Below are 15,926 nucleotides of genomic sequence, written 5' to 3' on the forward strand. Positions count from 1 at the left end.
TTATGTAAATAAATATAGGAGCTTAATATGGCACAAGATAATATTCCAAAATCAGTAAAAGATAGAATAAAAGAGTGGGAAAAAAATCAAATATGTCAAATAACCCACCAAAAAATACAAAACCGGCTGTTCCTCCAAAACCTACTTCTGAGCAAATAAAGGCATGGAACGAGGCACATAAAAAACAGACTGACTTAACTACACATTCCCAAGCACTTGATATATTTGTCGATACCCCATCTCCGCAAGTTAAAACCCAAAAGCCTATTATTTTTTCAAAACCGGCTCCGGAACAAACAAAAGTACCGGAAGAAACACCTAAAAAACAATCTAATTTAACCGTAAAAGAGAAAATAGAGAAATTCTTTAAAGATCATAATATTGATACCAAAGATGCTTTGATTCCGGAATTTAGCCGCTATATAGAATTAAGCGGTTCTATGGCAGGGAAGCGTCTTGATGTTACTATAAAAGCTTATGAACAATCATTAGGACGGCTAATAAAAAAAGTAGGAGTACCTCAAAAAGAGTTTGTTTCTTTTATAGAAGATGATCTAATAAAGAATCATCCACACAAAGATAAATTTGAGAAAATCAATCAACATTATAAATTACCTGAACCACCTAAATTATCTGACATAATTGATAATCTTAGAGAATTAGTAAACAATGATGATATAATAGCTCATTTGAAACAAAGTAGAAAACACATTGAATTTAAAGAAAAAGTAAATAATATTATTCAGATTTATGATGATAATAAACATAATCCAACTGCTATAGTTAAAGTTGAAGCAAAACTGAAAGAGGTAGGTAAATGGTGTGAAGAAACTACAAAAATGGATAATAATCCTATTTGGAAAAATATTGGTAATTTTATAAAATATTCTTTTACTGGAGATAAAGCTAAAGCTGCTTTTTATAAAGATACTATAAAAAATTCTACTCAAAATACTAAAAAAGCTATAGCAGAAATACAAAAATCTTTTACTAATCCTTCTCTTCATTCATCTAATGTTCCACCGTCGAAGAATAAAGGAGAAAGATATAGAAGCTAATAAAAACTTTTAGGATCGATATCTATTTTTAGATGACAAAAAGAAGGAATTTTTATAAGGCTTAGCCAAAATTTTAAATATTTCTGCAAACTAAATTTCTTATCGGCTATAATGAGTATCCGGTAACGATATTTACCGGCGAGCTTTGACATTAATGAGCTTGCTGGTCCTAAGATTTTCACGTTTGCTTTTGGTGCAATTCGGACCATATCCCTAGCAATTTCTAGAATTTTAGCCTCACTGGAACCTGATAAAATTACCGATGCCGTTTTAGAAAATGGCGGCATATTTGCTAATTTTCTTATTTCAAGTTCATTTGTAAAAAAACTATCTTCATCACCGGCCTTAACATAACTAAAAATTATATTATCAGGATAATAGCTTTGTAAATATACCACACCTTTACTATCTCCCCTACCCGCTCTACCTCCCACTTGATGTAGTAGCTGGAAAGTTCGCTCAGATGCTCTAAGATCGGCGTTATTACTCCCAAGATCGGCATCTATTACACCGACTAAGGTAAGATTCGGAAAATGGTAACCTTTTGTTATTATTTGTGTGCCTATTAAAATATTAATTTCTAAATTTTCCATTTGATGTAGAAGCTGTGCTATTTTTTCAGGACTTTTAGCATGATCTTTACTTATCACCGCAATTTTACTCTCAGGAAAGAGTGCTTTTGCTTCCTCTTCTATTCTCTCTATACCTGGACCACAAATAGTTAATGTTTCATCTTCTAGACATTCAGGACAAGAACTAAAAATTTTACTTTGATAACCACAATGGTGACATTCAAGTTTTTTAGTCGCTTTATGTACTACCATCCAGCTAGAACAATATTTGCAGATAAATCTGTAACCGCAAGCTTTGCAGAGCATTAGCGGAGCATAACCACGCCTATTAAGGAATAATAATACTTGCTTTTTATTATCTAAATTATCTTTAATAGCTTCTATAAGAATCTTAGATAAATATGAATTCTTAGGTAGCTTTTCTTTAGCCATGTCGATTATTTCTATATTCGGCAAATCGACATTTTTGTATCTATTAACCAATGTAACCAATTGATATTTACCTATTTCTATATTATACATCGTTTCAATAGACGGTGTTGCCGAACACAAAACAATTTGTGCTTTATCAAATGTACCTCTTACGATAGCCGTATCCCTAGCATTATATAATATACCGTCATCTTGTTTATAGGAATCGTCATGCTCTTCATCTATAACCACCAAACCGAGATTTTTAAAAGGTAAAAATAAACTACTTCTAGCCCCAATTACTACTTTAACTTTATCACTTAATATGCCTCTTAAAATCATTTTCTTTTGAGCTTTAGTAACGTTTGAGTTCCATATGATAGGTTCAAAACCGAATCGCTCTATAAATCGATTAATAACTTGTGTACTTAAAGCAATTTCAGGCAACATAACCAGCACTTGTTTGCCTTTTGCTAAGTAATCTGCTATTAGATGAAAATATATTTCCGTTTTACCTGACCCCGTAACACCTTTAATAAGCACAGGCTTATTACTTTCATTTAAAATTGTTACTGCTTGTTTCTGCTCTTCTGACAAATCAGGTAGCACAAAGTTATTATTTACTTTCTGCTTTTTAACTTTAATTGGTTTTTCAGCAATATCTATAGGTAATACTAACTTGGCTATGCTCCCAAGTGCTGACATATAGTAGCTACTCATCCATTTAATTAATTCTAAAACTTCTAAAGTAATATTTAAATTTAACGGTACTTTCGCTCTAATAGTTTTTATTTTTTTTGCCTCGGAATTTGAAGCAAGCTCCCATACTATACCAGTTAATTCTTTATTTCTAAAAGGCACTACAACAAGATCGCCGATATTTAGCTCTAAATCTTCAGATATTAAATAATCTAACGGAAATAATTTTGCTACCGGCAATAATATTTTGGCTATTCGCATATATAATGTATTTTATAATTTTTTTTTATTATATACTAATATTATATACTAAATTTAATAGATTGTAGAAATTTAGATGAAAAAAATTATTATAGGAATTTCCGGAGCTTCAGGAGCAATATACGGTATTCGTTTGCTTGAAGTACTAAAGGAGCAAAATATCGAAACTCATTTGATTATTTCAGAGGGAGCAGCTCTTACTATAAAGCTCGAAACTAAATATTCTATAGATGAAGTTAAGCTACTGGCTAATTATTATTATGACGATAAAAATTTAGGTGCTACTATTTCAAGCGGTTCTTTTAAAACTTTGGGAATGATAATAGCCCCTTGTAGTATGAAAACCTTAGCAAGTATTGCTCACTCAATGGAAGATAGTTTAATTAGTAGAGCGGCAGGAGTTGTACTTAAAGACAGACGAAAACTTATTTTAATGACCCGTGAAACTCCACTACATATCGGACACTTAGAAAATATGCTAAAAGTAGCGAGTTACGGCGGTATCATAGCACCACCTGTGCCGGCTTTTTATAATAACCCTGTAAGTATAGATGATATAGTCAATCACTCTATTACTAGAATTTTAGATTTTTTCGATATCGAAACTAATTTAATTAAACGCTGGGGTAGTTATGAGCAATAAAGTATCAACTTTACTATTAAACTTACATTAAAAAAACTCATCGTGCTGTTAGTAAGTATCCCCCATCTAACAATGTTATACCTGAATTTTATGAAATAAATAAAATTACTTAATGTGTGTTCAATATAAACATATAGTTGCTATAATTTATACTATTACCTTATTTTTGGATAGATTAGACCTAACAATTATTAATGTTGCTCTTCCAACTATTGCTGATTATTTTGGAATTTCTGTTATCAATGCAAATTGGATCAGTATAGCTTTTCTCTTAGCACTCTCTATTTCCATTCCAATTAGTAATTGGTTGGGAGATAAATTTTTATGTTTTAATCTTGCTAAGATTCTTACAAGGTATTGGTGGCGGGCTTATACCAGTAGGTATAACTATGCTTTATCGAGTTTATGATAAAGCAGAATATGCAAGTATTACGAGTTTTACTTTCCTTCCATCTCTTATTGCTCCTGCAATTGCTCCTTTTTTAGGAGGCATTTTATTAGATTATTTTGGATGGCACTCTATTTTTTTATTATCAGGTCCAATTTGTTTAATATTAGCATTGTTTTCAATAATAACTTTAAAAGATGATAATTATAGAAAGATAATAGCTTTTGATTGGTTAGGCCTCTTTTTAACTGCCAGCTTATTAATTAATATATTTTTTACGTTATCTTTAATTAGCAAAGGCGAGTCTTTTATTATAATTTTTATAGGACTTATTACATTCCTCATATTATTAATATGTTTCATATTGTGGGGAAAAAAATGTGTCTATCCACTTGTAGATTTAACTTTTTTTTAAAAATCATATCTTTGTAAAAACTAATTTGATTCAAAGTTTGTCATTTTGGAGCAATTTTTTTAGTAAGTATTTATCTTCAAGTCGGTGCTGCTATGTCTGCTGCCAATGCTGGTTTAATTATCGGAACTCAAGCAATCAGGACTATGATAACGAGTAGATATTCTGTGAAACTATTTAATAAATATGGTCCTAAAGTTCCTATTATATTAGTTGATAGGCGTAGCTATATTTAGCCCATGTATAATGATTATACAGCATCCTAATATGGTAAATTTGGATATAATGTTATTTCTTATTAGAGGTATCTTTAGTGGTTTATGCGGTTCACCAATTCAAACGTTAAGTGTTATAGATTTTCCTAAAGAAGAAATAGGACAAGCAAGTAGTATATTTAATGCTTGTCGACAAGTAGCAATTAACTTTGGAGTAGCCTTATCTTCTATATTACTAAAAATAAATAATATAGTAAGCTTAGAGAATATAACGCAAAAACAAGTCTTTAATGTTTTTATTTGGGGGTTTTGGGCAATTCCGGTTATAGCAATAATTGGTATATTAATTACAAGAAAAATATAAATCTAGCAGTTCATTCCCTTCAAAAGTTTGACCTAATAACTCAGTACTATCACTTTGATAAAGAATTTGCAATGGTCATAAAGGATGGGTTATTATTACACCAAATATTCCTCCCATCATACCTGTAATAAAAAACTTGATTGGAGTTATTTAAATTTATTTTTCTTTTAATATAATTATATTTTTTAATTTATTATACGAATAATGACCATTAATATAAAAAATTTGACATGGAAGTATAATTTTTGGTAATTTTTTGTATCAGAGAGTAGAATTAACTAATTGTTGTCTGATGTATTTATAACAAACTCATCGCATAAACTATATTATAGTGGTAAATTATCTTTATAAATGAATAATATAAAATGTTCTGTTTTGAGTTTTATTGCGTGGATCGGTTTTAACGTCATTGCGAGGAAAAACTGTAAATTTTGACGAAGCAATACAGTAAAAAATTCTGATTTACAGAATTTTTTTATTATTCTCCTAGATTGCCACGCAGTCTACGGCTGCTCGCAATGACGACTCGGTATCCACGAAACAATACCTCGTGGGAATGACATAAAGGGCTTCTTTTTTCAAACCATATAATAATTTAACAAACAACAATGGCACGTAATAAAATAAATAATAACAAAAATATAGCTGCTAACGAAGAAGTAGATATTCCTATACCAAGGGTTTTACCTTCCAATATTCAAGCAGAGCAAATGCTACTTGGGGCGATTCTAACCAATAATGAATTACTAAATTACGTATCGGAATTTTTACGTGATGAACATTTTTTTGAGCCTATTCATCAAAAAATCTATGAAGCAATTGAGAAAATTACTGAAAAAGGGCTGATAGCTACACCTATTACTTTACGTAGTATGTTAACTCAAGATGAACTATTTCAAGAAATAGAAGGAGCGGAATATTTAGCAAAATTGATAACTATGTCAATGATGGTAATAAATCCGATTGATTACGGTAAAATAATATATGATTTAGCAATAAAGCGTAATTTAATAAATATCGGTGAAGAAGTAGTAAATAATGCCTATAATTCTTCATTAGAAATTGAAGCAAAGGAACAGATTGAACATGCTGAAGCTAAGCTTTACGATTTAGCTAGCGAAGGCTTAAATGAAAAAAGTTTTACCAAAATCGGTATATCTATTTCAGAATCCCTTGCTAGCATTAATAGAGCTATGAAAAATAACGATCACGTAATCGGTATATCTACCGGTTTGATTGATCTAGATAATAAATTATTCGGCTTTCATAATTCCGATCTTATAATTCTCGCAGGACGTCCGTCGATGGGTAAAACAGCATTCGCTACAAACCTTGCACTTAATGCCTGTAATAATATGCGTCTTAAAAATATTAGAGATAATCAAGAAATTCAGTCGGTAGGTTTTTTCTCTTTAGAAATGTCCTCAGAACAGCTAACCACACGTCTACTTTCAATGTGTGCAGAAATTGATTCTACTTCTCTTCGTACGGGGATTCTAGGTGAAGAAAAATATAACCGTCTTCGCAAGGAAGCAAATACTTTATCGGAATTACAATTTTTTATCGATGATACCCCTGCTCTATCTATTTCCGCTATAAGAACAAGAGCTAGAAGAATGAAACGCAAGCATAATCTCGGTATATTATTTATCGATTATTTACAATTAATTAGAGGAGTAAGTAAATCCGAAAATAGAGTTAGCGAGATTTCAGAAATAACCCAAGGCTTAAAAGCAATAGCAAAAGAGTTAAATATTCCGGTTATTGCGTTATCTCAGCTCTCAAGAGCGGTAGAACTACGTGAGGATAAAAAACCTATGCTATCCGATCTTCGAGAATCAGGAACTATAGAACAGGATGCCGATATAGTAATGTTTATTTACCGTGAAGAATATTATTTAACTAGAAAAGAACCGGCAGCAGGCGATGCTAAACATGCCGAATGGTTAGATAAGCTCAACAAAGTATATAATATTGCCGATATAATTGTTGCAAAACATCGTAACGGACCGGTTGGAAATGTTCCGCTTTATTATGATAGTCAATTTTCTAAATTTGGTAATTTGGAGAAAAGAACTTTTAACTCTAATTAAATCAGAATTGCTTTAACGTTATTGTGAGCAGGCATTACTCATGTGGATACCAAGTCGTCATTGCGAGCGAACGTTAGTGAGCGTGGCAATCTCAGGAATTTTTCCCGAGATTGCTTCGTCGAATTACTGCATAATTCTTCTCGCAATGAAGGAAAAACCTATCCATGCAACAAGGCCAACTTGATTGCGGGATCTAATTTAAAATACTAAAATTATTAGTATTTTAAGTTGTTTTTATGGACCCCGTGGTCAAGCCACGGGGTGACACAGTAGATTTTACCAACCCACACAACAATACCTGTTCACATTTAATAGTTTATTTAGTTATTATATTAACAAGTTCATATCCCATTATAAGCATTCCGGCAATTACGCATATAATAATTAGATATTGTTTTTGCAATTCAGGATAATAAAACTTATTTATCTTTGCTTTATATAACAGATAAACCGGTAATAAAATTGCAATAATTACAAGAATCATACCGGCAAATCCTAAAATTGTAATAAAAGCATTAGGTACTAATACTGCTACAATATAAGCCGGTAATATAGTAACAATAGAAGCGGTCATATTACGAATTACTACATTCGATATCGAATTCATAAACATAGTTTTAAGGGAATCACATAGCCCTACTCCGAGTATCGATGTAGCGATAGCAAGAGTTGAAATTATCCAAACTAATAATTGTACGGACTGCCATTTTGCTATATTACTTAATTCCTTAATTAAATCTCCGACTTCTACATTACTTGTAATCATTTGTTGATAAAATGTTGGATTATTATGATGTACTACAATAAGAATACTACAAGTCCAAATTATATATACTATTGCAGGAATTAAGCTTCCAAATAAAAACGCCGTCTTTAGCATTTTAGCATTTTTGTTACAATAATTAGTTAAGGTATGGAAGATTACTTGGAAACCAAATGAAGTAAAAACTACCGGAGTTACTACACCCCATATAGATATTTCTTTATAATTTGGTGAGAATAAAGGTAAATTATCCCACTGAATCATAGAAACAAGTCCAATAACTAAAATTGCAATTATTATAAGCAATCCGATAAATAGCACTCGATTTATATAATCTACTAACTTTAGAGGTAATAATAATATTAGAATGCTAATAATAACATACCATGCTCCTATATAAGTTATACTTGTATCTAAAGCTAATAACTTCTGTAATATTGAAGAGCCTCCGTATAAAATACTGCAAGTAAAGCATATGAAAGGAGCTTAAGGCTTACCGTACCGATGATTTGAGCAGTATGTCCTGAAAAATATTTTCCCAATGCCCCAAGTGTTAAGCCTTTACCCGCTTGAAGATTAAGCTCTAGGTTAATTAAAGGAAGTATAATACATTATAAACCAAATTATAAACATCAATAACTAGGTATTATACCTAATTTTGCTAATACCATAGGTAGTGCTATCATACCGCTACCTATACAAGTACCTGAAATTAACAGGATTGAACCAATAAATAATTTAATGAAGTTTAGATTAAAGAAAAGGACTTAATTTTTGCTAAAAAGAAAATCAGCTAAAAAAAGAAGATAAGAATTTTTAAAGAATAAAAAGTTTTGATAAGTAAAATTAACATTCGTATAATTTTGTTAAAATATATGTAACGATAAGGTATAATTATATTAATAATTTATGTCAAATTATTAATATTGCTTTTTAAGGGTATTTTTATATATTCTTATTGAAATTTACTATATTTAAAAATGCATAGATTAGCCAAAATAATTAGTAATGCAGGAATCTGTTCTAGGCGTGATGCTGAAAAGCTGATAGCTGAAGGGCAGGTAAAAGTAGACGGCATTATAATTTTATCACCGGCTACAAATGTTGATATTAGTAATCAAATTGAAGTATCAGGCATATTAATCAATCAATCGCAAACACCAAGGCTTTGGATTTATTACAAGCCTGTCGGTTTAATTACCACTCACAAAGATCCCTTATCTCGTAAAACGGTGTTTGAACAGCTAACCGGTTTACCTCGTGTTATTTCAATAGGTAGGCTGGATTTAAATAGTGAAGGTTTGTTATTACTAACTAATAACGGCGATTTAGCTCGTCAGTTTGAGCTACCCTCAAGTAGGTTAAAGCGAGTATATCATGTTAGAGCATATGGGAAGTCTGATATTCTACTAAAAAGCAATTATAAAAATTTAGAAATTGACGGGATATTTTATAATCCTCATTCAATAAAATTACTTAAGCAAAATAAGAGTAATTCTTGGTTTGAAGTAGTTTTATTTGAAGGGAAAAATCGTGAAATTAGAAGAATATTCAAGTATTTTGGACTAAAAGTTAACAAGTTAATTAGGATTCAATATGGTAGTTTTACAATAGGTAATCTAAAACCCGGAGATTATAAAGAAATAAATAATAAGATACTGGAAAAATAATTAGTAATGTGTTAATTATTAACGTATTTTAACTAATCATATAGAAAACATATGACAAATCTTAATATATATAAATGTGAAGAAAAAGACTTAAACGATTATCTTGGTTATATAAAAGATAACCCTAATGTCTCACTAAATGATTTTATCAAAAATAAATATTTCGCTGAAGATAATGATAAAATTATCATTACCAGTTTAGAAAATATGGAAATTAACGCAGATTTAGCAAATGCTAATTTTCAAGGTACAATACTAACAGATGCCGTATTTAATAATTGTGACTTAACAAATACCATATTATGTGATTCAGATTTAACAAATGTAAAATTTAATGATTGTACATTTATCGGTACCGACTTTAGGGGAGCAAATCTTCATTATACAGATTTTAATTATGAAGATAATGATGAGGGCAAAATTCCTAATCTAAAAGATAAAATACGCGATATAAAACTATCTTTTTCAAATCTTGAAAGATTAAATAAATATATAGATAAAGATTTAGAAAAAGAACGTATTAAAGAAATAGTTGTAGATGAAGTTACGAAGAAAAAGAAATATATTCTAGCTACGGAAGACGAAGAAACTTTACATACAGTTAAATCAAGAGAGTTAAAAACTAAGCAAGAAGAGTTAGAAACTCTAAAGCAAAACTTAGATAATCCTGGGATTGCTAATAATCTTTTAAATGCTTTTTGGAATAGCGCAGAAACTATTGCTCAAAACCGACAAAACGAACTAGAAAAAATCAATAAGTTACAGCATGAAGTAACTAAATTAGAAACTGAAGTATATGCTCTAGATAATCTTAGAATGTTCTGCGGTAACGGTCTTGTAGATATTTTTGAGCAGTTAAAAGACGAAAAAATACAAATAAAACTAGATTCTTCATATGTTATAGGTTCGACTGCCAAAGAACGAGATATACCGAAAGAATATATAAAATTAACTTCTCAAGAATTTGATCTATATTTAGCTGAAGCAGCGAAACAATCTAACACAAAATTATCTCTTACCGATTTTGTTAGAAAACAAAAAAATCTTTCAAAAGATACACATATAATCCCTGATCTTTCAGAAATCGATTTATCAGGTAAAACCCTTACTAATCTTAACCTGAAGAATACATTATTTGCTTCAGCTAATTTAGAAAATATTAAAATCTCAAATTGTAATTTAGATTTTACTAATTTTGAAGGAGCTAATTTACAAAATGCCGTTTTTCAAAATGTTACAGCTCGTAACACAGGATTTCTTTTTGCTGATCTTAAAAATAGCAAAATTGAAAATAGTGATATGTCGAGAGCTTACATGCCTAAAGTAGATTTATCTGAAGCAGAGGTAACAAATAGCAAATTTAATGCAGTTATGATGGTTAATGCCGATGCCGAAAAGTTAATTATTAAAGATTCAGAATGGAAAAATTCTAATCTTACCGGTATATCGCTTGCTTATGCAGATATGCAAAGAGTTCAAATTCAGGGAGTAGTTTTAAATAATGCACTTCTAGATCAAGCAAATATCGTTTCTACTGATCTTGAAAATGCTTTTATGAATAAAACACATGCATTAGAAACAAAATTTAAAGAGCAATGTAACATGCAAGGCATAACTGCAAGGAATACCTATTTTAGCGATGCTGAATTTGAGAATATATTATCTTTAAAAGAAGCTGACTTAAGAGAAGCTATAATGCAGCGTGTTAAACTTAAGAACGCTGATTTAACAAAAGCAAAGCTTGATAAAGCAAATCTTGAATATGCCGATCTTACAAACGCTACGCTTACTAATGCAACTGCACAATTTGCTAAGTTAAGTAATGCTACTTTAGAAAAAGCAGAAGCCGAAGGATTAAATATTTCAGATGCTATTGCTAAAAATATTAATGCTAAGGAAGCTAACTTTAAAAATGCAATTATGCAGCGTGCCGATCTTGCTAAAGCCGATTTCACTAAAGCAGTATTGGAAAATGCTGATATGCAAGCAATGGAAGCAGCCGAGGCTATATTTAAAGAAACAAATCTAAAACAAGCGAATCTAAAAGCAGCAAATCTAGCTGAAATTAATAAAGAAGGAGCAGATTTTGATAAAGCAAAAATCGACGATGCTACAAAGATGCATGATACTAAAGGTGAGGCTAAAGGGAATTTATATCATCAAGATAAAGACGGTAAAAAAACATCTGTCAATGTTAACGAACATGCTAAATTACAAGATAAAATTCATGCAAGAGAGAAAAGCGGTTGGTTTCTGAAAACCGGAGTAGGACAGTCTTGTACAAAAATTGCTAAAATTACTACATCAAAAATTAGCAGCGTAACAAATTTCTTAGTAAGTAAAAATTTTTTAGTAGGGCTTGCCGTGGTAGCGGGGCTTGCAGTAACAGCTGCACCTTTCGTAGCAATGCCTGTGTTATTAGTCACCGGCACGGCCCTTGCTACTAAAACTGTCATTCTAGGAGCAGGTATTTTAGCTGGAGGGCTAGTCGCTACCGGAACTTATAAACTTACTCAAAAACTTTTACGCAATCTTCAGAAATCATTTGAAAATTTGACTAGCAGTATAGATAAATATATCTCACCGCCTCCTGAAAATATTGATGAATCAGTAACAGAAAAACAACAAGCAAGACAAAAAGCTGAGACAGAAAAATCTAAAGAAAGGGAAGAAAATTTAAATAATGTAAATAATACTATTGATAAAGCTAAAGAACAAGATATTTTAAAACAAGCACAAAATAATTTAAACCAAGAAACGCCAAAAGTAGAAATAAAAGAAAAGAAAGATAAAACTGTAGAAAAACAACAAACAAAATCTAATACATTCGCAGCAAAATTTAAGCCTAACACTAAAGGCAAAGGATTTGCTGAAAAAATAAAAGTCGAACAAAAAATCAAGGTCAACAAAAGAGCATATAACTAAATAAGTGTTAAAAATAATATCCGGTAAATATAGAAACCAAATTATACCTACCGCTAAAAATATCAAATATCGACCTTCCACCGGTAAGCTCAAAGAGGCAATATTTAGTATATTAACCTCCGGTGAGTTTACCGGTAATAAATTATTTAACGAAAATACCCACATACTTGATTTATTTGCCGGTAGTGGTAGCCTTGCTTTTGAGAGCCTATCAAGAGGAGCAGGTTTTGCTACCTTAATTGATATTGACACATCCTCATTAAAAATAGCAGAAGGATTTGCTAAATCTCTAAACATTGAAAATAATGTTAATTTCGTTAATATTAATGCTTTAAATCTACCGAAAGCCAATAAAGCTTTTGATCTTGTACTTATCGACCCCCCTTATTATAAAGATATAGTGCCTAAAGTAATGAAGTCGCTTATAAACAATAACTGGTTTAAAGACGGTACTATCATAGTTATTGAGATGGCTAAACTAGATGACTATGTTTTAGATGAAAATATTGAAATTTTACGTGAAAAACTATATGGTAAGAGTAAGCTATTGGTTTTAAAGAAACGTCATTGCAAGGAGGCATTGTTGCGTGGATCAATTTCACCTCTGTCACCCCGTGGCTTGACACAGTGGGTTTTACCGGTCCACGCAACAATGCCTTGCGAGGAAAAACTGTAAGTTTCGACGAAACAATCTCAGGAATCCTACTTTATGAGATTGCCACGCTCCTTGTAGTCGCTTGCAATGATGTTCATATATACTCATCATCGAATAAAAACATGACAAAAGACAAAAAGCATTATACATGTTCTAACTGTGGAAATACTAGTCCTAAATGGTCGGGGCAGTGCTTTGATTGCGGTGTATGGGGTAGTATTGTTGAAGAGATAGTAAGTTCAAATAAAGCAATTGTTAAAACAGGTAGCAAACAAGATTTCGATAAGCTTTCAGGTCACGTAGCCGAGCAGTTACGCATCTCTACCCCTATAGGTGAATTAAATAGAGTACTAGGCGGCGGTTTAGTGCTTGGTTCTGCTATATTAATAGGAGGAGACCCTGGCATAGGCAAATCTACTTTGTTACTACAACTAGCAGCAAGTAACTTTGCATCAAAGATGAATTGCTTATATATAACGGGCGAAGAATCGTTAGACCAAATAAAATTAAGAGCCATAAGGCTAAACCTAACTAACTATAATACCGATATTTTAGCAGCTACTAATTTGGAAGATATTATTGCAAGTATAGAAGCAAATAAGAATAATATTGATTTAGTAGTGATTGATTCTATTCAAACAATTACCACAAAAGAATTATCCTCACCTCCAGGTACTGTTTCGCAAATTCGTACATGTGCAAATGAACTCGTTAATTATGCCAAACAAAATAATATAATTATTTTATTAAGCTGTCATGTAACTAAAGACGGACAACTAGCAGGTCCTAAGATACTTGAACATTTAGTTGATACCGTGCTATATTTTGAGGGAGATCATAATAATCATTTCCGTATTTTACGCTCATATAAAAATCGCTTTGGCGGTGTAGGCGAAATAGGAGTATTTGAGATGAGTGGCAGCGGGCTTATTGAAGTAACAAATCCGTCTGAACTATTTTTAATGAAGCGAGAGCAGAACGTTATAGGTACGTCTATTTTTGCAGGAATCGAAGGTTCAAGACCGTTACTTATGGAAGTACAAGCCCTTATAGTACCCTCAAATATGGTAACTCCTAGACGCTCTGCAGTGGGCTGGGATGCTAATAGGTTATCAATGATACTTGCCGTGCTTAGTAGTAGGATAGGACTTAACCTTGCTAATTATGAGGTATATTTAAGCATTGCGGGGGGACTTAAAATTGCCGATCCTGCTTCTGATTTAGCAGTAGCAGCGAGCTTAATATCTGCTGCAACCGGCAAACCCGTACCCGAACATAGCGTCTTTTTCGGCGAAATAAGCTTATCGGGTGAAATAAGAAAAACCGCAAAAGCAGAAACAAGAATAAAAGAAGCCGTAAAACTTGGATTTAATAAGATTATCTGCTCTAAACTTGAAAATTTAACGTATGACTTTATATCTTCCGTCTCACATTTAAAGGACCTAAAAGAGATAATTAAATGAGTATAGTTTATGAAATAAGAAATTTGGAAGAAGCACGTAATTTTTTATCTAGTGTAGAAGAGCAGCTGATATTAACAAATCATGCCTCTAGCGTAAAATATTACGGTATACTAGCAATTGATTACATGTTTAAAACTTTAAGTAAAGAATTTCCGGAAAAAGTTTTAGATCTTACCGTAAATGTAGGAGAGGATCACGCCGCTTTATTTACTGCAATCAAACTAGGGTATAAGAATATAGCATATACAGGGGATTCTGAGGAAGCTAGGGGGTTGTTGTGCGGATATCAAACCGTCATTACGAGCGAACGCTAGTGAGCGTGGCAATCTCAGGAATTTTTCCGAGATTGCGTACGTACAATTACTATTGTAAATTTCCGGCTTTGCTGCACAGATACCGAGTCGTCATTGCGGGCGACTGTAAGGAGCGCAGCAATCCAGAAAATAATTAAAAAAATGCTAAAAATTAGCATTTTTAACTGGATTGCTTCGTCAATTACTCCGTAATTTTCCTCGCAATGACGAAAATTTAATAATAAAAACCATGAATATCAAAGATATAGGGGTAATAATTGCTAAAAAACCTTTAAAAGAAAATACATTTATTATTACGGTTTTTACTAAAAATCATGGTTTATATTCGGGGGTTGTAAAAGAATCTTCTAAAAAAAGCAAATTTATATATCAGGAAGGGAATATTGTAGATTTTCTTTGGCAGGCAAGACTACACGAACATATCGGCATTGCTAAATGTGAACTCATCAAATCTTACACCGGTTATTTTATAATAAATAAAGCTAAATTATATGCCTTTAATTCCGTTATATCTTTAATCAAAGAGTTATTTCATGAAAGAGAAGAACATTCTAATTTTTTTTCATTTCTAATTAACTATTTAGATAATTTATCAAAGAATTTTTGTTTTCGTGATTATATTAATTTTGAGCTAGCTTTACTTGCCGAGACGGGTTATAAGCTTGATCTTACCAAGTGCGGCGTGAGTCATGTTACAACTGATTTAACCTATGTATCACCTAAATCAGGTAGAGCATTATCATATAAAGTAGGGAAACCTTATAAAGATAAATTATTGATTTTACCAAGATTTTTACTATCAGAAAATAGCGAGATTACATTAGAAGAAAAAAAACAAGCTATAACTCTAACAAACTATTTTTTTAATAGATATTTATTTCATAATAATAGACAGGCTGAAGCACGCCAAGCTTTTATGGAGTATATTTTATAGTAAATCAAGTAGTATTAGAGATTCTATATTTTTACTTTTATTTTTCTTATTTAATGATATACTTATTTAAGTAATTACTTAAATAA

Annotated in this window: 13 protein-coding genes and 1 pseudogene; 11 read left to right on the plus strand and 3 right to left on the minus strand. The window is 31.4% G+C overall.

Annotation, left to right across the window (positions count from 1 at the left end; translation table 11 throughout):
- The first annotated feature begins 92 nt into the window (after positions 1-92).
- Positions 93-1,058 (plus strand): hypothetical protein, encoded by a 966-nt coding sequence (locus MB29_RS12335; protein WP_233418834.1) that lies wholly within the window; start codon positions 93-95, stop codon positions 1,056-1,058.
- Here the strand turns inward: MB29_RS12335 and MB29_RS01295 are convergent.
- Positions 1,055-3,001 carry a primosomal protein N' gene (locus MB29_RS01295; RefSeq protein ID WP_032138745.1) on the minus strand — a complete coding sequence of 649 codons (1,947 nt, stop codon included), beginning with the start codon at positions 2,999-3,001 and terminating at the stop codon, positions 1,055-1,057. The two genes, MB29_RS12335 and MB29_RS01295, sit on opposite strands and share 4 nt — an antisense overlap.
- 76 nt (positions 3,002-3,077) lie before the next feature.
- Between MB29_RS01295 and MB29_RS01300 the strand changes: the two genes are divergently transcribed.
- From MB29_RS01300 to MB29_RS01315, 4 genes are all read left to right on the plus strand, one after another.
- On the plus strand, positions 3,078-3,644 hold the full coding sequence (locus MB29_RS01300; protein WP_032138746.1) for a UbiX family flavin prenyltransferase: 567 nt from the start codon (positions 3,078-3,080) through the stop codon (positions 3,642-3,644).
- Between the two features lie 302 nt (positions 3,645-3,946).
- Positions 3,947-4,447: an MFS transporter gene (locus MB29_RS01305; RefSeq protein ID WP_084686704.1), complete on the plus strand. Its 501-nt coding sequence runs from the start codon at positions 3,947-3,949 to the stop codon at positions 4,445-4,447.
- Between the two features lie 243 nt (positions 4,448-4,690).
- The gene (locus MB29_RS01310) at positions 4,691-5,023 is read left to right on the plus strand and encodes an MFS transporter (RefSeq protein ID WP_032138748.1); all 333 of its coding nucleotides are present in this window, start codon (positions 4,691-4,693) and stop codon (positions 5,021-5,023) included.
- Positions 5,024-5,631: 608 nt separating this feature from the next.
- Positions 5,632-7,116: a replicative DNA helicase gene (locus MB29_RS01315; protein ID WP_032138749.1), complete on the plus strand. Its 1,485-nt coding sequence runs from the start codon at positions 5,632-5,634 to the stop codon at positions 7,114-7,116.
- A 421-nt stretch (positions 7,117-7,537) separates the two neighbouring features.
- Here MB29_RS01315 and MB29_RS11185 read toward each other — a convergent pair.
- Both MB29_RS11185 and MB29_RS13615 read right to left on the minus strand, forming a co-directional pair.
- Positions 7,538-8,356: pseudogene (locus MB29_RS11185) on the minus strand (aromatic amino acid transport family protein); the annotation flags it as partial.
- Positions 8,357-8,511: 155 nt separating this feature from the next.
- Positions 8,512-8,622, minus strand: coding sequence for an aromatic amino acid transport family protein (locus MB29_RS13615; protein WP_084686741.1), 111 nt, complete (start codon positions 8,620-8,622; stop codon positions 8,512-8,514).
- Positions 8,623-8,859: 237 nt separating this feature from the next.
- Between MB29_RS13615 and MB29_RS01330 the strand changes: the two genes are divergently transcribed.
- The 6 genes from MB29_RS01330 (at position 8,860) to recO (ending at position 15,840) form a co-directional block, all read left to right on the plus strand.
- Positions 8,860-9,549 carry a pseudouridine synthase gene (locus MB29_RS01330; RefSeq protein ID WP_032138750.1) on the plus strand — a complete coding sequence of 230 codons (690 nt, stop codon included), beginning with the start codon at positions 8,860-8,862 and terminating at the stop codon, positions 9,547-9,549.
- Between the two features lie 51 nt (positions 9,550-9,600).
- Entirely contained in the window at positions 9,601-12,474 is a 2,874-nt protein-coding gene (locus MB29_RS01335) for a pentapeptide repeat-containing protein (protein WP_032138751.1), read from the plus strand.
- 4 nt (positions 12,475-12,478) lie between these two features.
- Positions 12,479-13,150: a 16S rRNA (guanine(966)-N(2))-methyltransferase RsmD gene (gene rsmD / locus MB29_RS01340; protein WP_032138752.1), complete on the plus strand. Its 672-nt coding sequence runs from the start codon at positions 12,479-12,481 to the stop codon at positions 13,148-13,150.
- Positions 13,151-13,251: 101 nt separating this feature from the next.
- Complete coding sequence (gene radA, locus MB29_RS01345; RefSeq protein ID WP_032138753.1) at positions 13,252-14,592, plus strand: DNA repair protein RadA; 1,341 nt, start codon at positions 13,252-13,254, stop codon at positions 14,590-14,592.
- The gene (locus MB29_RS01350; protein ID WP_032138754.1) at positions 14,589-14,906 is read left to right on the plus strand and encodes a hypothetical protein; all 318 of its coding nucleotides are present in this window, start codon (positions 14,589-14,591) and stop codon (positions 14,904-14,906) included. The genes radA and MB29_RS01350 overlap by 4 nt, the downstream gene beginning before the upstream one ends.
- Positions 14,907-15,135: 229 nt before the next feature.
- Positions 15,136-15,840, plus strand: coding sequence for a DNA repair protein RecO (gene recO / locus MB29_RS01355; RefSeq protein WP_032138755.1), 705 nt, complete (start codon positions 15,136-15,138; stop codon positions 15,838-15,840).
- The last annotated feature ends 86 nt before the right edge of the window (positions 15,841-15,926 follow it).

This window comes from Rickettsia tamurae (assembly GCF_000751075.1).
Taxonomy (GTDB): Bacteria; Pseudomonadota; Alphaproteobacteria; order Rickettsiales; family Rickettsiaceae; genus Rickettsia; species Rickettsia tamurae.